The sequence below is a fragment of the Bdellovibrio sp. genome, assembly GCF_047637665.1.
In the GTDB taxonomy this organism is placed as follows: Bacteria; Bdellovibrionota; Bdellovibrionia; order Bdellovibrionales; family Bdellovibrionaceae; genus Bdellovibrio.
This window is the reverse complement of record NZ_JBLJBT010000044.1, coordinates 359,649-379,521: the sequence shown is the minus strand read 5'-3', so window position 1 is coordinate 379,521 and position 19,873 is coordinate 359,649. Positions and strand designations below refer to the sequence as shown.

Below are 19,873 nucleotides of genomic sequence, written 5' to 3'. Positions count from 1 at the left end.
CCCCCGGAGTGGGGGTTTGCAGAACCTGTGCCAAAATGAGTGACACCACCTAAAAAAGAAAGACCCAGGATACAACCTGGGTCTTCTAACAAAGTCCGTTCGAGGATTTATTAGTCGAGCTCTCCGGGTTTAGGAAGAAGATCCATCAAACACTCTCTCCAGTATTCTGGCGCCTCGTCGCTGTAGTCGACAGCCACATAGAAACCTTTTTTACCAAGAAGTTGTGTGCGCGTGATGACGCCAGACACTTCAAGATTCATTTCTTCCAGATGCATAAAGACGCGATCGCCAATCAAGACATCTAAAGTCAGAGTTTTACGAAGAGCTGACGGAATCAAATCTTCACGCTTGATCAGCAACAAAAGTCCCGACGACGAAGCCTCAACAATCTCACAGTTTCTTGCAATTTTTGCGAAGTCGTCCAAAGACGTGAGATACGAAATATGAATGGGAGAGACCTCTTTCCTTGGAGCCACTCTGCGATTGTACTTTCCACTTCCCATTGTTCACCTACCTTAAACCTTACCAACTGAATCGTTGAACATTAACGTGTGTTAATAAACTCTTCGGCAGGACTGGACCAAAGTTAAGAGGGAAAAATAAAAAAGCTATATGTGTGAAGAAGGAAGTGAACGGAGAAACCGTGATTTCTAGAGGGAGAATTGAAGTTTTCTGGGTTCAAAAGTTGGTACGTCTCAATCTGAGAATCTAAATTTTGCCAAGCCCCTATAGAAATTTCTGAAATCACCGACGGTTGTCGATAGCTGCGTAAAGCCTTGAAACAAGCCTCCTTGGCGCACCACAGGGCCGCGGAGCTGGAGGCGTGCTGAAGCTCTTCGGGGGACGAGACGCGAGCGATGATCTTCTCTGCGACGCGACTTGTGACTTCCACATCGACGCCGACGGGGAAGGGGGCGAGGATAATAACACCCGCACCTTCGCAGTGAGAAACCGACGAATAAGGTGTTTGATCGCTTTGAATCTCAGTGAGCTTTGCCCGAATGAGATCCCGATGGGAGGGGTTTTGACTGCCCCACTCGGAAGCAACTAGAATTTTTATGTCGGGATTTTTCAGATGATTTTTAAGAGACTCGATAATGCTTTCTGGAAGAATCATGACCGAGTCCCTTTGAAGATATTAAACCGTGAATTTCGTAGGCCAAGAAACCGTCTTGCCACTGGTGATATCCATCATTCGATCTAAAGAAATTTTGGCTTTCAGGCGAAGGTCTTCGCTCATGCCCACTTGGGGGTTGAAGGATTCCAGGGCGTGTTTGATTTTCTCCATGGAGTTCATCTTCATATAAGGGCAGTTGTTGCACGAACAACCCGAATCCATCACGGGCGCCTGAATCAACGTCACATCTGGACGTTTTTTTTGCATCTGATGGAAGATTCCTGTTTCGGTGGCTACGATGAATTTCTTTGCGGGATTTTTTTCCACTTCTTCTAACAATCGAGACGTTGATCCGACGACGTGGGCGTACTGTAAAACTGTGTCGTCACATTCGGGGTGCGCAATCACCACGGCGTCAGGGTGTTGGGCGATGAGTTCATAAAGTTTTTTGGCGTTGAATAGCACATGGACCTCACAAGCCCCGGGCCACAAAACGAAATCGCGCTGAAGTTTTTTAGAAAGCCAACGTCCTAAGTGTTGGTCGGGCCCAAAGAGGATCTTACGATCTTTTGGAATGGATTCCACGATCTGTTGCGCATTGGAAGACGTGATGATGACATCGGAAATCGACTTCACTTCGGCACTGGAGTTGATATAGGTCACGGCAATTCCGTCCGGGTGTTGACGGCGCCAGGCTAGATATTGATCATAGGGAGCGCCCTTAACAAGAGAGCAGCTCGCTTCCAAATCGGGAACCAAAACAGTTTTAGAAGGATTTAAAATCTTCACGCTTTCGGCCATGAACACAACACCCGCAAGCAAGATCACATCTTGTTGCACCTGTTGCCCCATCTTTGCCAGATAGAAGCTGTCCCCCACATAGTCAGCCACATCTTGGATGTCGCCTTCTTCATAGTAGTGAGCCAAAATAACAGCATTCTTCTCTTTTTTAAGGCGCTGAATATCAGCCGCAATATCGTAAGACATATAAAACCTCAGGCCTTATTTTAGCCTAAAAGATTACTGAAAAACCTCATATAACACACGCTCTTGCCTCTGAAAAGACCCCATTCCGTCACCCAGTTCAAAAGAAGAAAAACCTCGCGTTCAACCATGATCTGAGCTTTACGCGCCGACGTTAAACGATGGAGCTAAGGGAAGTGAGGAGGACTGTCCGAAGGGCAGGAGGTCGCTTGTTTATAGCGTCGTTCCGCCTTTGAGGACATTGATTATAGACTTAGAAACCGTCTTCAGCGATTCAAAAACACCCTTTCCTTCAGACGCACAGCCTTCGATTTCAGGCGCGTTGTAAGGGTTTAAAGCGCTTCGAAGCTCGGCCAAAGAGGCCACATTAGGAAGATCACGTTTGTTATATTGCATGATCAGAGGAACTTCGCGAATGTCGTAACCTTGTTGTTCAAGGTTTCTTTCAAGATTGCGCAGGGACTCTAAGTTTTCGTCCATGCGTTCAATCTGAGAGTCGGCGACGAAGATCACTCCATCCAAACCTTTAAGGATCAGCTTTCGAGAGGCATCGTAAACAACCTGTCCAGGGACCGTATAAAGATGGAAGCGAGTTTTAAAGCCGCGAATGTCGCCGACATTCAGCGGAAGAAAGTCAAAAAACAAAGTGCGTTCAATGTCCGTGTTCAATGCGACGAGCTTGGATTTTTGATCCTCGGCCGTTTTTTGATAAACCCACTGAATGTTGGTCGTTTTACCGCCCAAGGAAGGACCGTAGTAGACGACTTTGCAGTGAATCTCTTTAGCATTGTAGTTAATAAAGGACATTATAGCTCCACTCTATTTTGCAGGGCTCGACCCATAGTTCTATCATCTATGAAATCGATGTCGCTGCCAATAGGAACTCCATGGGCAATGCGAGAAAGTTTCAAACCTTTTCCTTGAAGTTGCTTTGCCAGGTACAAAATCGTGGTGTCGCCCTCTAAATCCGCATCCAAAGCGAGGATGACTTCCTTAATAACAGGACCATCGCCCTCTAAGCCGGCATCAATGCGTTCGATGAGCTCTTGAATCTTGAGTTCTTTAGGGCCGATTCCCTCCAAGGGGGAAAGGGCGCCGTGCAAAACGTGATAGCGGCCTCGAAAGGCGCCGGAAGATTCAATACGCATGATATCGGCAGGTTCCTCCACCACACAGATGGATTCGTTTGACCGATGTGGGTCTTCGCAATAACGGCAAAGATCGGTGTCCGTGTAGTTAAAGCAGCGAGGGCAATCATGCACCTCGGCCTTCACTCGCAAAAGCGCCTCACTCAGACGCTCGGGATATTCGTTCCCGGATCTGAGGATAAAATAAGCCAGGCGTTGAGCAGTCTTGGGCCCGATTCCGGGAAGACGGCTCAATTCATGGGTTAATTTTTCGAGGGCGTTAATGTGTAACAAGTGGGACCTGCTTAAAACATTCCAGGGATGTTCAATCCGCCAGTGACTTTTTCCATCTCTTTTGCAGACGTATCTTTAGCCATTTTGATGGCCTCGTTGGTTGCTGAAAGGATCATGTCTTGAAGCATCTCTACGTCACCGGCTTTAAGAACTTCAGGGTCGATAGTCAAAGACGTGATCATGTGATCGCCGTTGACTTTAACTTTGACGGCGCCACCACCAGAAGTCGCTTCGTATTCTTTTTTTGCAAGCTCTTCTTGGGTCTTCTTCATTTTCATTTGCATTTGATTGGCTTGCTTCATGAGCTGAGCCATTCCGCCAGGCATACCTTTCATGTTATCTCCCTGCGCTGTCGCGCTTAATTTCCACTATGGATTTGATTTGCCCTTTGAAAACATCTTGGGCGGCTTTCACCATAGGGTTTTCTGCGATCTTATTACGGAGGTCCTCTTCGGCCAGCTGATGCTTTTTTTGTTGCAGAGCTTGAGCCGATTCTCCGACTTGATCGCGACTCATTAATACTTCAAAAGAATACCCAGCACCCCAGTATGAATCAATAAATCCTTGCAGTTTTTTACGCACCTGGGAGTCTGCCATTTGCTCTTTCAAGAAGACCAACTTCGGCGGAACACCCAAGCTGAGCAGCTTTCCCTCTTCCTTAGCAAAAAGCAGATTTTCGACCTTTGCGGCAAAAAGTGCATCATCCTGACGAAGAAGTTCAACAAAGTGAACCCACTTTTCAGCAGGGGTGCTGCCAGTTGCCACCTTGGGGGCGGTGTCTACATGAGCGGGAGCTTCAGCCGGAGTTGTTTCTTTGGCAAGCGGCGTAGACGCTTTAGGTTTTTTTTCAAGCGCCGCCTTCATTGCATCAAGACCAGAGGGAACGTCAGAAACTTTTTGCGCCTCATTCAGTCTTTGGTGCCCCTTCTTAATGGGGGGAGCTACCGGCGGAACGTAGGGCCTGGCCCCACCTGCGCTGTGAGAAGATGGAACTCCATTTTGCAATAAAGTTTTCAGATCCACCAACTTCGGCGCAGACGCCATTCGCAACAAGGTGACTTCTAAAACAATGCGCGGATCTTGCGCGCGCGGGATGTCGTTTCCACCCTTCAAGGCCATGTCAAAGAGCATGTGAATGTCTTCTTCGGAAAGTCTTTGCGACATGTCGTTCAAGGATTGAAGTTCTGAATCCGGCATTTCTAAAATTTGCCCGGCTTGAGCCTCGGAAACTTTGACTAGCAAAAGATTGCGAATCATTTCCAGCAAATCTTGAGAGAACAAATGAGGTTCAAAACCTGAGGTGGCAATTTTCTCAATCACTTTCATAACCGCTTGGGAGTTGCGATCAATCAAGGCGTTCAAGGTTTCAAATAGCAGAGCCCGATCGGTTAGGCCGAGGATCTCTACCACATTGGCACGAGTCAAGGGGCCGTTGGCAAAAGTGATCACTTGATCAAGCAAACTTTGCGAGTCCCGCATAGAGCCGTCACCTTGTCGAGCAATCACCCAGAGTGCCTCGTCTTCTGCGGCAACACCTTCGCGATCGCAGATGAGTTTCAGTCTTTCCGTGATTTGACGAGTGGTAATGCGTCTAAAATCAAAACGCTGACAGCGTGACAAAATAGTTTGTGGAATCTTGTGGACCTCAGTCGTCGCCATGATGAAGACCACATGCGGAGGTGGCTCTTCCAATGTTTTCAAAAGTGCATTGAAGGCACTGGTTGAAAGCATGTGGACTTCGTCGATGATGTAGATCTTGTATTTTCCACTCGAAGGCATGAAGGCGACTGTGTCGCGAAGTTCGCGAATGGCGTCGACGCCATTGTTAGAGGCTCCGTCGATCTCCATCACGTCAACGCTGGAACCTGATGCAATTTCTTGACAGGAGTCACATTCGTTACAAGGGATAAAATTTTTAGCATTCGGGCAGCGCAAAGCTTTGGCCAAGATTCTTGCCGACGACGTCTTTCCCGTTCCGCGAGGGCCGGTGAAAAGAAGCGCATGAGGCAGGCGGGCATTATTCAAGGCATTGGTCAGAGTTTGGGTAATATGATTTTGCCCGACAACGTCAGAGAAAGATTGTGGACGCCATTTGCGTGCAATCACCTGATAAGACAAAATTCACCCCTCAAAAACTTTGCGCGAAAAACGAAAAGCGGCCGAGCACCCCATATCACATAGTCCCTCGAGTGCCGTTGCTTCCTTCCGGACCTAGCGGGGTTCGTCAAGAGTGCTATTGTATGGGACCCGGCCACGGGCAGGTCTATCGCATGGGGGAGGGGATTACATTCGATAACTCGTCGCTTCATCGAGGTATTTGGGGGTGGAAACCCAGCCTGTGGGCGCGGCCTTCCGGGCCTCGCTGCTCCTGCCCTTTGGGCAGGGGGCCATCCGGGCCCCGCAGAGGCCCACCGACTGGGTTTCCACCCCCAAATATCTCGATGGAACGAAGTTCTCGGTTGAAATCTTCATGCGAAGACCTTTTCTTTGTATTTAGGCAAAGAGTGGGTGGGTTGCGTTAGGTTTTCGGGGCTTTTTTTGTTTAGAGGGGATGTTACGATAGAGGGCGAAGAAGGAGCTTCTTATGAGAAAGATTTTGATTTTATTGGTGGCGTTTCCTTTGTGGGCGGCGGCTCAGTCTGTGGGCGTGAAGGATATCCCGGCGGGGGAAGATACGACGATTGAGATTAAAAAAGGGAAGAACTCGGATAAAGAGTACGAGATCGTGACCAATGAAGATGAAATTGAAGGCGAGGCGGCTCCGCTCTTGAAAGAGGCGCGTGCAAATTGGAAGAAAGCGTGTGCGAATTGGAAGACAGAGATCAAAGATCTGAATAAAGACAACCAGGTGCTTTCTGTGAGCTGTGGCAAGATGGAGTGTTCGACAGTGGCGATGGAGTCAACTTGTCATTCTAAGTCTAAGTATAAAGTGAAAGTTCGTGTAAAATAGTTTTATTTCGTTTTGCGGCTCGGCGCTGAGAAGTTTTGCCAAATCTCAGTGCTTGAGTCCCTGCAATGAATCAAGTCCCTCATTGTTTCTGCTGAGTCTAAGATAAAGATAGTCCTCTTATTGAATTTTGAGATTGTTCTCGATTTCACTGAGGTTATTGAAGGAGACGGACGTGGAAGCTTTTCCGCAGCAGATTTCACTGATTGAAGTCGTAAAAAATCACGATGTCGAGGCCGTTAAAGCCGCTCTCAAAAGTAAAACGAACATTGAGGTGATGGATTTACAAAAGCGGACGCCGCTTTTGATTGCAACTCAAAACAATGATGTGGAAATTGCGATGGTTTTGATTAACGCGGGGGCGGACGTCAACGCTCAAGATCAGAAGCAAGACAGTCCTTTGCTGTATGCCGCAGCCGAGGGGCGGTTGCAGATTTTACGTCTTATTCTTAAAGCAAAACCCAATTTCAAAATATATAACCGTTATGGAGGAACGGCCCTGATTCCAGCCTGCGAGCGAGGGCATGTAGACATCGTCAAAGAACTTTTGAAAACCAAGATCGATATCGATCATAAGAATAACTTAGGTTGGACCGCTTTGATGGAGGCCGTTGTTCTGGGTGACGGCGGACCTCGCCATCAAGAGATCTTAAGGCTTTTGGTAGACGCGGGGGCGGATGTCAATATTCCCGACAATGACGGGGTCACACCTCTGGGGCATGCCAAGCGCCGAAAATTGAACGAGATGGTCACGATATTGGAAAAAGCCGGGGCTCGGTAGAATAAAAAAAGCCCCGACAAGGTCGAGGCTTTTTAGAGCTAACTTTTAAACGAAGAACTAAAGGGCAAGGGCCTTCTTCAGATTCTCGTCAAGTTTTGCAAGGAACGGCTCTGTGTTCATGTATTTATCAGCAGGAACTTTGTCGCCATAGATGCAAACGGCAAGGTCTTTGGTCATGAAGCCCGCTTCTACTGTTTCAACGCAGACTTTTTCCAAAGTCTGAGCAAACTTCACAAGCTCTGTGTTGTTGTCCAAGTTTCCACGATGCTCAAGACCGCGAGTCCAAGCAAAGATCGACGCGATCGGATTTGTGGAAGTGGGTTTACCTTGTTGGTGCTGACGGTAGTGACGAGTCACAGTTCCGTGAGCAGCTTCAGATTCCATAGTTTTGCCGTCTGGAGTGATCAACACGGAAGTCATCAGACCCAAAGATCCGAAACCTTGTGCCACTGTATCAGACTGAACGTCACCGTCGTAGTTCTTACAAGCCCATACGAAGTTGCCGTTCCACTTCAACGCCGAAGCCACCATGTCGTCGATCAGGCGATGTTCATAAGTGATGCCAGCGGCATCAAACTTCGTTTTAAATTCTTTCTGATAGATTTCTTCGAAGATGTCTTTGAAGCGACCATCATATTTTTTCAAGATAGTGTTTTTTGTAGAAAGATACAAAGGCCACTTCTTAGACAAAGCTTGGTTGAAGCAAGAGCGAGCAAAACCAGAGATAGACTCGTCGGTGTTGTACATCGCCATGGCAACGCCATCGCCTTTGAAGTTGTAAACTTCGTGTTGGATCTTCTCGCCGTTTTCACCTTCGAAAGTGATGGTGAGTTTACCTTTTCCTTTGGTTACGAAATCTGTCGCGCGATATTGATCGCCGAAAGCATGACGACCGATACAGATCGGAGCTGTCCAATTCGGAACCAAGCGAGGCACGTTTTTACAGATGATCGGCTCACGGAAAACAGTGCCGTCCAAAATGTTACGGATGGTGCCGTTAGGTGACTTCCACATTTGTTTTAAGTTGAATTCTTTCACGCGAGCTTCATCAGGAGTGATGGTCGCGCACTTAATACCGACGTTGTATTTTTTGATCGCTTCGGCCGCATCCACTGTCACTTGATCGTTGGTCGCATCACGATGCTCCATGCCCAAGTCGTAATACTTAATGTCGATCTCTAGGTAAGGAAGGATCAATTTTTCTTTGATGAACTTCCAGATGATTCTTGTCATTTCGTCGCCGTCGAGTTCAACGACGGGATTTGCAACTTTGATTTTTTTCATAAGTCGGTCCTTTTCTTTGGATTGTCTAAAGCCCTGAAAATATAGAATGAACGGGCCGCTGTTTCAAAGAAAAACCAGCCCTCGGCGCAGTCATTTTCAGTAAAATCGTCAATGACAAGGCCGGTCACGCATTGGTGATGGGGTTGGGGCTATAAGCTGGCAACGAAAGATGGCGAAACGCTTAGTGTACCAGCTCTATCCTGCGGTTGGGGTCCTCATTCTGTGTTGATAGCCACGGAATTGGCAAGGGATCGCGCATTGATTTTAGATGTCGTTCTAGCTAGGATTTCTTTTATGAAAAAACTGATTTTTATTATATCGGCCATGTTGGTTTCTTGTGTCACTTCCACCGAAAAGGGGGCTGTCGGCGTTGAGCGGCGTCAACTTTTACTGGTGCCAAACGAAGAAATCGTCGCGATGTCAGCACAAAGTTATGGGCAGACCAAAGCGGATGCTCAGGCAAAAGGTTTGTTGGATAAAAATCCTCAACAGGTTCAGCGAGTCAATACAATCGCCAAAAAACTGGTGCCACAGACCGCGGTCTTTCGCCGTGAGGCTCCGGGATGGGCGTGGGAAGTTCATGTGATCACCTCACCAGAACTGAATGCCTACTGTATGCCCGGCGGAAAAATCATGTTCTATTCTGGAATCATTGAAAAGTTGAAGCTCACAGATGGCGAGATTGCCGCAATCATGGGTCATGAGATTGCCCACGCTTTGCGAGAGCATGGCCGAGAAAGAATGTCCGAAGAGTTGCTTAAGAATCTTGGCTTTCAGGCGATTCTCTTAAGCGGCAAAGTGGATCCCAAATATGTCGGTTATGCCGATCAATTCACAACACTGGTGATTTCGCTTCCCCACAGTCGTGGTCAAGAATCCGAGGCAGACGATATGGGCCTTGAGTTGATGGCAAGAGCTGGCTACAACCCGCAAGAGGCTGTGAGTTTGTGGAAGAAGATGTCAGCAAATGGCGGAGGAAAGCCCCCCGAGTTTTTAAGCACTCACCCGGCGGATGAGACCCGCATTGATAACATTTCGTCTTTGCTTCCACGCGTGATGCCTCTTTATCAAAAGGCAAAATAGTTTTAAGACTTTTTGGTGAGAGCCTCAATGAGGCTTTTAAAATAAGGCGGCATTTCGGCCCTGGGATACCAGGCCAGGGCTAGAGATTGATCCACAAAGTGAGTGGAGCTAAGTTGAACCAAGGCTCCCGTCTTCACATAAGGGCGAGCCATCTCTTCGCTGAGGGCGGAATAGCCCACGCCCGCAATTAGCAATGAACATAAAGCATCAAGGTTGTTTGCATAGTGACCTTGCTTGGGCGCTTTATTCATTTTGTATTTCTTTAGAAGATCCAGAGTCATTGTATTTTGCGGATCAAAATCGACGGGGGTCTCTTTTTCCACGATGTCGCTGAGGGGTCGTTTTTTCCAGCTTGCAGGTCCAAAAAAATAGTGGCGCTCCGGCGAAAGGGTTTTTGAATCAAGCTCTCGGCCCACTTGGTTTGCGGGAAGGGTGCCAAGTTGAGCGAAGCCTGATTTCAATTTTCCAATCGCGCTGTTGTCGTCAGAAATATCGAAGCGCACTCGAAGTTGCGGATACTTTTTTATCACTGCACTGGCCTTCGGAATAATCCGAGTGCGCATCAGTGAGGAGGGACCGCTAATGCAGACCTCTTTGATCGCCGGCGTTTGTTTGCCGCCAATATTTAGTAATGTTTCCCCCTCTAAATCTCGAGCCGCTTGAACATAGCGAAGAAGCGATTCGCCTTCTTCGGTCAAGCGCATGCCCTTTCGAGACCGAGTAAATAGCGTTACGCCCAGCTGCTTTTCCAAGCTCCGGATTCTTTGTGTCACCCCAGTCTGGGTGAGATCAATCATTTTAGCGGCTTCCAGGACCGTGCCTTTTTGAACAACGGCCCAGAAAGCTTCAAGGGAAGGGCTGAGTAAACTCATTAGTAATGATAATAAAATGAAATATATGAATATTTCAAATACTATTTTTAAGGAAATTTAAGATCAACACTGCGTTTCACTTCACACTGTAGTAGATGAATATGGGATTTCGCCGAACTCGATGATGGTGGTCTTTGATTTAAGCACTAGAAATTTTTGGATGATGATGAATGACGAAGACGACGATAGCCGTCGAATTTAAGGGACTCGTCTTTAACGCTTCGTAAGCTCAATCAGATCTATGAATGGTTTAAAAGGGGCACGGTCGCGGGGAAATCCGCCGTGGTGTTAAACTAGGATTGAATTTGCCAGGAGATCTTTTCGAGGGCTTCAACCTCTTCGGCCCAATATCTGAAAGTATTAAACTCAGGAAATAACCGTGGGAAACTAGGATCTTCCCAGCGTTTGGCAATCCAGCCAGCGTAAGAAATAATTCTAAGACCGCGAAGTAAAGGAATCCATGACCACTGATGATCTGGGAATTCGCGCAACTCCTCGTAGCCCTCGATGATTTCGAATTTTTCCTCATCCAGTCGATCTTCGTCGCCAGAAAGAAGCATCCAGAAATCTTGAATGACCGGGCCATTTACAAAATCATCGAAGTCTACTAAGAAAAACTCTTGGCCGTTATTAAGAAGATTTCCCTTATGGCAATCGCCGTGAATACGGATGAATTCAGAAGGATCGAAGGTGTCATCAATGGCAAAGAGAATATCCTCAGCGGCGATCGTATAGCGTTCGCGCAGCTCGGGCGTAATCCAGTTCTGCAGGAAATCCAGCGTATGCCATCCTCCATAGTAAGAGGTATCTAGGACGGGTCGATGAGGAGCTCTTTTTTTTGCACCAATGTTATGAACCTGTGCCATCAGACGGCCGACCTTTTTCAGATCGCCTTCTAAAAATTCCTGCGGCATTCGCCCTAGAACCTTGGGAAAGAAAGCAACAAACATTCCATCGACTTCAGCAACAGTAGTATCATGCCCTTGAAAAAGAGGGGCCACGGCAGGAATGCCATCGGCTTTGAGAGACAACAGAAATTCGTGTTCTTCAAGAATAGCTTCTTTGCTCCAGCGATGGGGGCGGTAGAACTTGGCGATCACATTGCGATTTAAAGTGCCGTCTCCGAGGGGCTCTTCAAGTTTGATATCAAAGACGCGATTTTCATAGGAGTTAAGCTGCGTGAACTCTCCGGTCGGAAAAAGTCCGGCATGTTCTGCGGCTTGCAGAACTTTCTCGGGATCAAGACTGTAAAAAGAAGAGCTTTTATCCATTTTCCTCTTAAGCCGCCCTGCAATGCAAAAAGGTACGGCGTACCTTCTGGAGACCTTGCCACTGATTGGGGGTTAAGTCATTCTCTGACTTGATGAGTGGTAAAGAAACCTTTCTCTTTGCGAAGTGGTCTGTAGAGGTGCACCGGCGGTCTTTTCGTCGTTCGGTTTCTATTTATCTTTACCCGAATAAGCCAATCAAGGTTTTGGCCTCCAAAAGTACCACGCAAAAAGTGATTGTGGATTTTTTGATGTCCAAAAAGGATTGGATTGAAAAGAATTTCGAAAAGTTTTCTTTAATTGCCGAAAAGTTTCCTGAAAAGAAAATCAAGGCCTACGAGGTTTTTCCGTTTTTGGGGATTGAGCGGAAGCTCAAGGTGGTCATTACTCTGAATAAAAAACCGTTTATTTCGCTGACGGAGGAGCATCTTTTGTTGCACATTCCTCGCAACGAATGGAGTGCGAGCTCTCTTATTGCGGAACACCCGACGGCTTTAAAAGAAATACGACATTTTTATAAGCGCGAGGCCGTCAATCTTTTGAGTGAGCGCCTGCGTTTTTGGTCTGAACAAATGGGCCTTCGCCCGTCGCAAGTGAAATTTCGCGAACAAAGGACTCGGTGGGGAAGTTGTTCCTCTAAAAAGATCATCAATTTGAACTGGCGTTTGATTGTTTTTAAGCCGGAAATCATCGACTACGTGATTGTTCACGAGTTGGCTCATCTGGAGCATATGAATCATTCTGAGCGGTTTTGGTCTTTGGTGGAAAAGCATATTGGGAACTACAAAGAGACCATGAAGTCCCTCAAAGAGTCCCAATATCTGGTCGAGTTTTTGTCAGAGCAAAATTAGTAAAGACCGTTTTCGGTTTTTGCGCGCATCCAGGTCATGGCCAAGAGGCTTCCCACATAACCCACACAAGCTCCAAAGATGATATCACTTAAGAAGTGATCATGAACCACCACGCGGGTCAGGCAAATCAAAGCCGCAAAAGGAATCCAGAACCAGCGCATCTTGGGGAAGGCAATACTCATCATCGTAGCTGCCGTGAAGATGACCTGTGAGTGTCCCGATGAAAACGAATGCCAATGCCAATGTGTCGTAAATGGAGTGAAGACATAGGGATCAAAATCAGGGGTTTTGTGGGGCCGTTGTCGTCCCACGGAAAACTTAATCAAATGAGTGATCACGCCTGACAGCAAAAGAGCGACAAAAAAGTTCAGTCCCCAGCGTCGAAAGAAATCAATCTTTTGAGGGTACGGGCGCAGTGCTGAAATGCGAGGGGCGATCCACTTGGCCACGGCCCAAGTCAGAAGCGCCAAAATAAAATAATATTCAGAAAGCCCGATGTCAGTCAGGATACGGGCGGTCGCTCGATAGCGGGCGGTGACTTCGGGAACGGCAAAATATCCCGACATACTTTGATCGAAAAAATACATCGCCAAAACAGCAAGGACGAATGACGTAAGAATGACTTTAATAAGATGTCTTGTGAGTTTTTGTGGGTCGCTCATGAGCTCGCCGAATTGTTGTACAGGCATGTAATTCCTTCCAAACCAGAGTCTAAAGCGTAACCCTATTGCAATACAAGGCCTGATGAGGGGTGACGAAATCTGGCCCAAGGCTTGCTTAATGGTCCAGCGACAGAATACTTGGAGGTTTTTCATGTTACCAATGCTTCATAAGCACACTGTGATCACGGCCGCTTTATTGGCCTCGCTCAGTCTCACAGCGTGCGGCAAGAAAAAAGATCTTATTGCTCCCCCGCCTGAATCAACAGCCGAACAAACGGCAGAACAAACTACTCAAAAGTCGGGCACTCAGACAGACAATACCAATGGACAAATTGGCGGAGGACTTCCCAATCCAAATTCTCCGGGCACGGATGACTATCAGCCACCACTCCCAGAGCCTATTCCTGAGCCCAAAAAACAACCGGCTCCTCCAAAGCAAAGTGGCGGAACTAAAACAGAAACTCCTAAGCAGGGTTCGCAAACAACAACTCCTCCGGCTCCTCCAGCGCCAGCAAAACCAGTGGAGCCTGCAAAACCATCTACGCCTCCTGTTGTGGATACGCGCCCAGCTCCCGCATTGGGAACAAATCCTTTGCCTCCGGACTATCGCACAAACGACGTCGGCAACTCGACTCGCGATAATTTGACGAAACGTATGACGGGTGGTGTGACATCCGATGGTCTTGTCTATACGTCGTCTTCTACAGATGAACTATTAAACTTCCTTCGTGCTCGTAATGAAAAAGTCGATGCGGGAACTCGTCGTTTAAATCTTGAGGCGGCTTCTTCGGTGTTGTCTGCAAAGATGACGATTGATGGTTTGACGAATGATGCGATCGTGACTTTAAAAGTTCAAGAAGGCCGTGACGTGAAGGTGTATAATGTCGCGGGTGCCGTGGGTGAAGGGGTCGCATCTCCTTTAAGATCTGTACGTGCCGGGAACGGAGAAATCACGACAGGAACTCGTCCCTTGGATGGAACTTTGAAATGTGTGGATCTTGATGGCGGTTGTGAAACCACTTTCGTAAGACTTAAAATTGGCGCGACCGGATCCAGTGCGATTTTGAACTTGGTTTTCAGAAGTTCTGCGGCAGATATCTATTTCCATCTTCCTGGCCAGTACTCTGACAATCCTGAGTATTTGATCATGCGTGAGTTTGCGATCAGCACAATTCAACGCTTGAATACGGATAACAAAATCAAATCGGTTCGTATGAGTTCTTGGGAAGTTGTCAACGGTCGTTCTGGAGTGACTCTTTCTATGAAGGGCGCAAATAACGAACTGTTGGCTTTTGCGGGACCTTTGTTGGCTCCTGAAGCGGGAACAGGTGTGAACATCACTTTATCTCGTATTGCTAAAGACCAAGAAGACACTTTGGATTTGATCTCTTTGCAAAATACGAAGTTGAACTATGCGAACTGGATTGGAGATGCGCGCATGATCGCCAACAACGGTTTGGGACAAGTTCGTATTGCTTTGAAAATGAGAAAGCGCGCGAACTTTGCTCAAGATCAGTTTGCCGTGACCTTCATGAGAAAAATCAAACCTCTGGTTGATTTGACGGATGATAATTTGAAATAGTCCTTAAAATAGAGTCTTTAAAGCTCTCGGGATCGTGGAACCTCCAAGCCACGATCCCTTTTTTATTTTAAAAGGGTCCTTGCGGTGTCGTTCTGACCTCTAAAAATGTTGGTATAAGGGTTGCTTTAGGGGAGGGTGGGGAAGTTAGAATTACCTTTGGGGGACAGAATGACTCTAAAAAACACTCTATTAATTGCATTTGCTGCGATCACTTTGATTTCAAATTCAGCGGGGGCCTACATTGTTCCTGGCAATCCGCCACCACCAGCGCCTGTGCCCAGGCCAGCGCCCTATCCCGGTGATGATGGTTACCAGCCCGGTTATCCTGGCCCTGGCCGCGATGACTTTGGAAATGGCTACGGTCGACAAGAACAAAAAGTCATCTACATCAACCGCCGTGTCGTCGACGAAACCTTAGAGCTTCGTCAGTTGGCAGGTATTGGTCAGAACTACCGGGGCTTCACGGTCGAGTCCGTCGTTGTCGATATTCGTGGCAGTGGACCTCGTGCGGAAGTATCATTGTTGACGGATGGTCGTTTGGAGGAAAGTGCTTATTCTCCTCAAGGTCGTTTGATCTTGCGCCCTCGTTTTGGGGCGGTTTTGGGTCAAGACATTCGCACGTTGCAATTAGGTGTGCGAGGCATGGCGTTCGTAGATTCAATCACCATCAACTTGCGTGAAAATGGTGGAGGCTGGGGACCTGGTCGCCCGGATCGCCCTGGTCGTGAGCAGACAGTGCCGCTTTACGTGTCTCGTCGCATGTACGGGAATGATCGCTTAGACCTCACTCAATACATCGATATGTACCGTTACCGCGGAATGCGTATCGTAGCCATCGACATTGAGGCGACTCCGGTTTTCAATACCGCTTTGATTGATGTTGTGATCAACGGTTTCAACCAAGGTCCTTCGTTGCAAGTGGATCGTTATAGACCTATGAACTCTGTTTTCCCACAAAATGCCGTGCTTGGTCAGGGTGCTGATAGCATCGTGCTTTACACTCGCGGTGACTTGGATATTCGCGGAGTGACTTTGCGTCTATCTCGCTAAGACCGATCGACTTTTTAAAACTCGATTCTTAAAAAGGACTCTCAATTTGGGGGTCCTTTTTTTATGCCTTGCAGTAAGGTAAGGGTCTTTGCACACAAATACGCTTGTTTTGAAGATTTAAATCAGGTGAACTATCTGGGTACAAGGAGATCTGATTTCTATGCAAAACAATCATCATGAGTTTGGCAAAGGCAAAGAAATTTCAATGGGTTCGGTAAGTGCCCCGGTGCTTTCTGATTATATGAACTATCGCCAGTTCTTGGCGGATTTTTATCAGTTTAAGCGTAAGTCTTCGAAGGGCTCTTTGCGAGTTTATAACTACGCAGTTTTTTCGGCGGCGGCGAATATTAAATCTCCTAATTATCTGAAGATGATCATCGAAGGAAAAAGAAATCTTTCTGACGATATGATTGGCAAGTTCGGCAAGGCTTTGGGTTTCATGAAGGACCAAACAGACGAGTTCCGTTTGCTTGTACATTTCACGCAAGCGATGGATCCGGCTGAACGTAATATGTATCTTAAAAAACTCAGCGAACACCGCGTGGCCGGCAAACTGAAGTCCGGCGAGATTGATCGTAAGACGTGGGAAAAGGTTCCGAACTGGGTGGCGTGGATCATTTATGCGATGGTGGATCAAGAGGGCGTGTCTTTTGATACGACGGCTTTGAAGACTCTTTTGCGTGGTAAAGCCTCTGAAGATGAAATTGAAAATGCGTTGACGACGTTGATCAGCTCCGGTGAGCTTCGTCGCGATGAAGTGACGGGAGAGCTTAAGAAGAACCGCAGTTTGATTGAGTCTCCAGAAGAAATTCCTGTGGCGTTGGTTAGAAAACTTCAGTCCCAGTTGATGTACTTGGGTCTAGAGTCTTTGTATCAAGATCAGCCGACGGATCGCGAGTTCGGGACGTTGACTTTGTCTTTAACGAAGTCCGAGTTTGAAGAAATTAAATTCAAACTTCGTCAGATGAGAAAAGCGCTTCATAAGGACAACTCAATTGCGCGCATGAAGGAAAAAGGGGAGAGAGTGTATCAACTCAACATCCAACTTTTCCCTGTGACGAATGCGGTTGAGGGGGTTCAAAAAGCTACGGTGATTAAGCCGTCTTTGGATGTGAAGGCAGAGCCTGTGATGGTGGAAACGCCGGCGCCCGTGGTGGTGGCCCCGGCAGAAGCAGTGGCAACTCCGGCTGCGGAGGCTCAACCTGCGAAAGATAATTCCCGTTCAAATGTGAGCTCTTTGGCGGCAACAGCGGCCTCTGCAGCAGATCTTTTCCGTTAAATTTACACAATATATGGGCTGTCATAAACGTGACAGCCTTTCATATAAATTTAAGATTCTTAAATTTCAGTGTCATTTTTGCCCCATTTTTTAAGCAGGTCTGTGGATAACTCTGTGGAATAGGCCTATAAATGGTGGATATCTCGCGCTTTTGGCGTAAATTGTCGCTTGCTCACGTCAGGATCTCGTTAAGGTGGTGCAATAGTGGCAAGACCAAAGTACTGCGTCACGAAAAATTTAATTATTGAATGTGAGGTGTGTTATCGGGAAGGATAAACGATTTTCATTTTGCCGGTAAATCGGCGACAATGAAAAAGATAAGTTCAACGACACATCGGGGGCGTACTGGCTTCGACGTGGGTGCTGAAACATAAGGAGCATACCGGGGCGCCTGGGGACCTCGTAAAAACGGGCATTTTGTAATTGGCAACGATTACGCACTTGCAGCTTAATTGACTGCACGATCTTCCTTGAGGTGGTTGCGCTCTTGGAAAGATTGTCATTTAGTGACCTCGGCGTGTTGGGTTTTCTCCAGCAGACTCGCTTAAATTTACTGGGGGAATGTTCTGCGGATATTTTGTTAGTGGAAGCTGCGCAGACAAATTAAAACACTGACTAAGTATGTAGCGCCTTATCGCGGATCACTTGCGGACGGGGGTTCAATTCCCCCCGCCTCCACCAATTTCAAACGAAAATACTCCCCGTTTGGGGTGAATCGGAAAAACATCGTAAAATTAATAATTTAAATAAATTTGGTTCGTGGAAGCTCTTGTTCCGTTGTTATTCTAAATCACGCTAAATCATGGGGTTAGCAAGTTTTTGTAGTTTTAGGCCGTAGAGCATAATTGGAATAACTACAGCCAATAATCAATCGTTTTTGAAAAAATGCAAATCCATTTCAGCGATTTGGTTTAGGAATAGTCTTACCTCCGGGTATTTTCGATCATTCTCGCTGATCAACTTGATGAATTTTCTGTCGCCCTCAAAATTAAATAGTTTAGAAATACTGGTTTTCATTTTTTCTGATTCATGGGAGCTGCTGGAAAATGTGATATTCTGACCCGTAAGTGGATTTGATTCATTTTTTTCATCTTCCACAAGTGCTAGGATTCCTTTGGCTTTAAATGCGGGCTTTGCAATTTTATCAAATATTTGTGCGGCTACAATTTCATTGTAGTTAGCTTTTTTAAGTAACATGTTAACAAGGTTTACAAAAATTTCTGGATACAGGAGGTCTTCGATTTCATGGTTCTCCTTAGATTTTTGAAGATTTGTAAGGTCGGGTGTTTCGCCCAAATAATTTGGACAGAATATAACCCTCACTACAAGCGGTTTATATTTTTCGATGTTTTTGGAAATTTTATGAAATATTTCACGGCCTGCCAGATCGTTGTCTAGCATGATAAGAACTGCTGGTGTATCAGTCTGTGTTTTATAAAATCCTTTATAAAGATCGAGCAGTTTTTCGATGTTTGCTACACCGTGCGCAGGGACTATATTTGGGTGCGCCAGTTCAAAATAGGAAAGAAGTTGTTTTAAGTATCTTTGATCAGCTTCTCCTTCTACGATCATATTGAATTTTTCGAGCGGGGAAACCGTTGCTGCCTCGAGGCCAAGTTGTCTCTTAATTTTTTGGGTACCATCTATTGATTCGAGATCAATTGAGTATGTGCTAACTTTATTTACATATTTTTTAACCCTGTTGAACCAGATATTTTCTTCAATCTGGATACCAATTAGGAATTGATTTCTAAGTAGGTATGAATCGATAAATGCCGGTGAGTGAGTTGTCAGAAATATTTGAATTCCAGATTGCCCGAGATTGAGGAGATGCTCTTTAAGTTGTTTTTGGAGGGCAGGATGCAGAAAGGTTTCGGGTTCATCTATGATCAGTAGAGGAATCTTACCTTGCTTCAGCTTACTTACAATTCTCGATTGCAGAAGAATGAAGGCTAAGCGCTGAAGACCTGAACCTTTGGAGCCAATTACCTTATTGGATTTATCTTTTACAAAGAACTCAACGTCATCTGAAATTAGATCTCGGAACTTTTTAACATCAGTAGATATTGAAAAATCCACACCCCAGTCTGAGTTAAATTTTTCAAAGTCAGGAGTGATGTCCGTAGCTAGCTCTTTCAAAATTTCCAGCACGCCGGCATGATAGTCCTCAAAGGCCTCTTTCAGCTTTTGCTTTGCTCCTTTGAATCGGGACTTCTCATATTCAATATCGTAAACTTCTTGAATGAGCTCCTCTATTAAATCCGGAATTGAAAGATTAATCACTTCTATAAATTTACAAACATATTTTGAAAGAATTTTTTCGCAGACTTCTTGATCAAGTTGTTTAGGTTTGCTGGTGACCAAGTCCGTTTCTTCACCTTCGAGAATAACTGTGGAGTATTCGAATATTCGTGTAATACGTATTTTTTTATCTTTAGATATAAATGTAATTGCAATTTCAGGGAATACTTTTCCACCAGCGGAAGCTTGTTTGTGAATTGGTACGTCGTTTTCATTGTCAAATAAATTGGGGTGAAAGAATAAGCTTATCGATCTTAAAATATTTGTTTTGCCAGCGTTATTTTCTCCACAAAATGAGATTAAATTATAACTCTGATCAATATCAAAGGTTATGTCTTGAATCGATCGAAAACGTTTTATTTCAATTCTAGAAATTTTCAAATTTTACCTC

The 19,873-nt window shown here is 46.1% G+C and carries 19 protein-coding genes and 2 other RNA genes; 8 read left to right on the top strand and 13 right to left on the bottom strand.

The window, feature by feature from the left end; translation table 11 throughout:
* Positions 1–110: 110 nt before the first annotated feature.
* The 8 genes from ACM64D_RS16785 to ffs all read right to left on the bottom strand — a co-directional run bounded on the left by ACM64D_RS16785 (position 111) and on the right by ffs (position 5,775).
* The gene (locus ACM64D_RS16785; RefSeq protein WP_415064395.1) at positions 111–503 is read right to left on the bottom strand and encodes a hypothetical protein; all 393 of its coding nucleotides are present in this window, start codon (positions 501–503) and stop codon (positions 111–113) included.
* Between the two features lie 83 nt (positions 504–586).
* Complete coding sequence (locus tag ACM64D_RS16780) at positions 587–1,117, bottom strand: 4'-phosphopantetheinyl transferase family protein (RefSeq protein WP_415064394.1); 531 nt, start codon at positions 1,115–1,117, stop codon at positions 587–589.
* 21 nt (positions 1,118–1,138) lie between these two features.
* Positions 1,139–2,104, bottom strand: coding sequence for a quinolinate synthase NadA (nadA, locus tag ACM64D_RS16775; protein WP_415064393.1), 966 nt, complete (start codon positions 2,102–2,104; stop codon positions 1,139–1,141).
* Between the two features lie 210 nt (positions 2,105–2,314).
* Positions 2,315–2,908 carry a GTP-binding protein gene (locus ACM64D_RS16770; protein ID WP_415064392.1) on the bottom strand — a complete coding sequence of 198 codons (594 nt, stop codon included), beginning with the start codon at positions 2,906–2,908 and terminating at the stop codon, positions 2,315–2,317.
* Positions 2,908–3,522 carry a recombination mediator RecR gene (gene recR, locus ACM64D_RS16765; protein WP_415064391.1) on the bottom strand — a complete coding sequence of 205 codons (615 nt, stop codon included), beginning with the start codon at positions 3,520–3,522 and terminating at the stop codon, positions 2,908–2,910. Before recR ends, ACM64D_RS16770 begins: the two co-directional genes overlap by 1 nt.
* A gap of 11 nt (positions 3,523–3,533) precedes the next feature.
* Positions 3,534–3,857, bottom strand: coding sequence for a YbaB/EbfC family nucleoid-associated protein (locus ACM64D_RS16760; protein ID WP_415064390.1), 324 nt, complete (start codon positions 3,855–3,857; stop codon positions 3,534–3,536).
* Between the two features lies 1 nt (position 3,858).
* Positions 3,859–5,640 carry a DNA polymerase III subunit gamma/tau gene (gene dnaX / locus ACM64D_RS16755; protein WP_415064389.1) on the bottom strand — a complete coding sequence of 594 codons (1,782 nt, stop codon included), beginning with the start codon at positions 5,638–5,640 and terminating at the stop codon, positions 3,859–3,861.
* Between the two features lie 36 nt (positions 5,641–5,676).
* Positions 5,677–5,775: signal recognition particle sRNA small type (ffs, locus tag ACM64D_RS16750), an RNA gene on the bottom strand.
* Between the two features lie 331 nt (positions 5,776–6,106).
* Between ffs and ACM64D_RS16745 the strand changes: the two genes are divergently transcribed.
* The gene (locus ACM64D_RS16745) at positions 6,107–6,472 is read left to right on the top strand and encodes a hypothetical protein (RefSeq protein ID WP_415064388.1); all 366 of its coding nucleotides are present in this window, start codon (positions 6,107–6,109) and stop codon (positions 6,470–6,472) included.
* A 172-nt stretch (positions 6,473–6,644) separates the two neighbouring features.
* The gene (locus tag ACM64D_RS16740) at positions 6,645–7,250 is read left to right on the top strand and encodes an ankyrin repeat domain-containing protein (RefSeq protein WP_415064387.1); all 606 of its coding nucleotides are present in this window, start codon (positions 6,645–6,647) and stop codon (positions 7,248–7,250) included.
* Positions 7,251–7,307: 57 nt separating this feature from the next.
* On the opposite strand, the gene ACM64D_RS16735 is transcribed toward ACM64D_RS16740, so the two are convergent.
* The gene (locus ACM64D_RS16735; protein WP_415064386.1) at positions 7,308–8,534 is read right to left on the bottom strand and encodes an NADP-dependent isocitrate dehydrogenase; all 1,227 of its coding nucleotides are present in this window, start codon (positions 8,532–8,534) and stop codon (positions 7,308–7,310) included.
* A gap of 294 nt (positions 8,535–8,828) precedes the next feature.
* Between ACM64D_RS16735 and ACM64D_RS16730 the strand changes: the two genes are divergently transcribed.
* Complete coding sequence (locus tag ACM64D_RS16730) at positions 8,829–9,617, top strand: M48 family metallopeptidase (RefSeq protein WP_415064385.1); 789 nt, start codon at positions 8,829–8,831, stop codon at positions 9,615–9,617.
* 2 nt (positions 9,618–9,619) lie between these two features.
* Here the strand turns inward: ACM64D_RS16730 and ACM64D_RS16725 are convergent, their stop codons facing one another.
* Positions 9,620–10,489: a LysR family transcriptional regulator gene (locus ACM64D_RS16725; protein ID WP_415064384.1), complete on the bottom strand. Its 870-nt coding sequence runs from the start codon at positions 10,487–10,489 to the stop codon at positions 9,620–9,622.
* Positions 10,490–10,782: 293 nt separating this feature from the next.
* Complete coding sequence (locus tag ACM64D_RS16720; protein ID WP_415064383.1) at positions 10,783–11,760, bottom strand: serine/threonine protein kinase; 978 nt, start codon at positions 11,758–11,760, stop codon at positions 10,783–10,785.
* 92 nt (positions 11,761–11,852) lie between these two features.
* Between ACM64D_RS16720 and ACM64D_RS16715 the strand changes: the two genes are divergently transcribed.
* On the top strand, positions 11,853–12,608 hold the full coding sequence (locus tag ACM64D_RS16715; RefSeq protein WP_415064382.1) for a M48 family metallopeptidase: 756 nt from the start codon (positions 11,853–11,855) through the stop codon (positions 12,606–12,608).
* Here ACM64D_RS16715 and ACM64D_RS16710 read toward each other — a convergent pair.
* Positions 12,605–13,297: a phosphatase PAP2 family protein gene (locus ACM64D_RS16710; RefSeq protein ID WP_415064381.1), complete on the bottom strand. Its 693-nt coding sequence runs from the start codon at positions 13,295–13,297 to the stop codon at positions 12,605–12,607. The two genes, ACM64D_RS16715 and ACM64D_RS16710, sit on opposite strands and share 4 nt — an antisense overlap.
* A 124-nt stretch (positions 13,298–13,421) precedes the next feature.
* Here ACM64D_RS16710 and ACM64D_RS16705 point away from each other — a divergent pair, with 124 nt between their 5' ends.
* The 4 genes from ACM64D_RS16705 to ssrA all read left to right on the top strand — a co-directional run bounded on the left by ACM64D_RS16705 (position 13,422) and on the right by ssrA (position 17,862).
* On the top strand, positions 13,422–14,852 hold the full coding sequence (locus tag ACM64D_RS16705) for a lipoprotein (protein ID WP_415064380.1): 1,431 nt from the start codon (positions 13,422–13,424) through the stop codon (positions 14,850–14,852).
* A gap of 168 nt (positions 14,853–15,020) precedes the next feature.
* The gene (locus tag ACM64D_RS16700; protein ID WP_415064379.1) at positions 15,021–15,902 is read left to right on the top strand and encodes a hypothetical protein; all 882 of its coding nucleotides are present in this window, start codon (positions 15,021–15,023) and stop codon (positions 15,900–15,902) included.
* A 160-nt stretch (positions 15,903–16,062) separates the two neighbouring features.
* The gene (locus tag ACM64D_RS16695) at positions 16,063–17,181 is read left to right on the top strand and encodes a TIGR02147 family protein (protein WP_415064378.1); all 1,119 of its coding nucleotides are present in this window, start codon (positions 16,063–16,065) and stop codon (positions 17,179–17,181) included.
* Between the two features lie 336 nt (positions 17,182–17,517).
* Positions 17,518–17,862, top strand: a transfer-messenger RNA (tmRNA) gene (gene ssrA / locus ACM64D_RS16690).
* A gap of 186 nt (positions 17,863–18,048) precedes the next feature.
* Here the strand turns inward: ssrA and ACM64D_RS16685 are convergent.
* The gene (locus tag ACM64D_RS16685; protein ID WP_415064377.1) at positions 18,049–19,863 is read right to left on the bottom strand and encodes an ATP-dependent nuclease; all 1,815 of its coding nucleotides are present in this window, start codon (positions 19,861–19,863) and stop codon (positions 18,049–18,051) included.
* Between the last annotated feature and the right edge of the window lie 10 nt (positions 19,864–19,873).

What these genes read in the sequence shown, in the direction of transcription:
- ACM64D_RS16715 (WP_415064382.1), top strand. Translation starts at nt 11,853, where the DNA reads ATGAGTGGTAAAGAAACCTTTCTCTTTGCGAAGTGGTCTGTAGAGGTG.
- nadA (WP_415064393.1), bottom strand. Translation starts at nt 2,104, where the DNA reads ATGTCTTACGATATTGCGGCTGATATTCAGCGCCTTAAAAAAGAGAAG.
- ACM64D_RS16785 (WP_415064395.1), bottom strand. Translation starts at nt 503, where the DNA reads ATGGGAAGTGGAAAGTACAATCGCAGAGTGGCTCCAAGGAAAGAGGTC.
- ACM64D_RS16705 (WP_415064380.1), top strand. Translation starts at nt 13,422, where the DNA reads ATGTTACCAATGCTTCATAAGCACACTGTGATCACGGCCGCTTTATTG.
- ACM64D_RS16745 (WP_415064388.1), top strand. Translation starts at nt 6,107, where the DNA reads ATGAGAAAGATTTTGATTTTATTGGTGGCGTTTCCTTTGTGGGCGGCG.
- ACM64D_RS16710 (WP_415064381.1), bottom strand. Translation starts at nt 13,297, where the DNA reads ATGCCTGTACAACAATTCGGCGAGCTCATGAGCGACCCACAAAAACTC.
- ACM64D_RS16725 (WP_415064384.1), bottom strand. Translation starts at nt 10,489, where the DNA reads ATGAGTTTACTCAGCCCTTCCCTTGAAGCTTTCTGGGCCGTTGTTCAA.
- ACM64D_RS16770 (WP_415064392.1), bottom strand. Translation starts at nt 2,908, where the DNA reads ATGTCCTTTATTAACTACAATGCTAAAGAGATTCACTGCAAAGTCGTC.
- ACM64D_RS16730 (WP_415064385.1), top strand. Translation starts at nt 8,829, where the DNA reads ATGAAAAAACTGATTTTTATTATATCGGCCATGTTGGTTTCTTGTGTC.
- ACM64D_RS16760 (WP_415064390.1), bottom strand. Translation starts at nt 3,857, where the DNA reads ATGAAAGGTATGCCTGGCGGAATGGCTCAGCTCATGAAGCAAGCCAAT.
- ACM64D_RS16780 (WP_415064394.1), bottom strand. Translation starts at nt 1,117, where the DNA reads ATGATTCTTCCAGAAAGCATTATCGAGTCTCTTAAAAATCATCTGAAA.
- ACM64D_RS16720 (WP_415064383.1), bottom strand. Translation starts at nt 11,760, where the DNA reads ATGGATAAAAGCTCTTCTTTTTACAGTCTTGATCCCGAGAAAGTTCTG.
- ACM64D_RS16735 (WP_415064386.1), bottom strand. Translation starts at nt 8,534, where the DNA reads ATGAAAAAAATCAAAGTTGCAAATCCCGTCGTTGAACTCGACGGCGAC.
- ACM64D_RS16695 (WP_415064378.1), top strand. Translation starts at nt 16,063, where the DNA reads ATGCAAAACAATCATCATGAGTTTGGCAAAGGCAAAGAAATTTCAATG.
- ACM64D_RS16700 (WP_415064379.1), top strand. Translation starts at nt 15,021, where the DNA reads ATGACTCTAAAAAACACTCTATTAATTGCATTTGCTGCGATCACTTTG.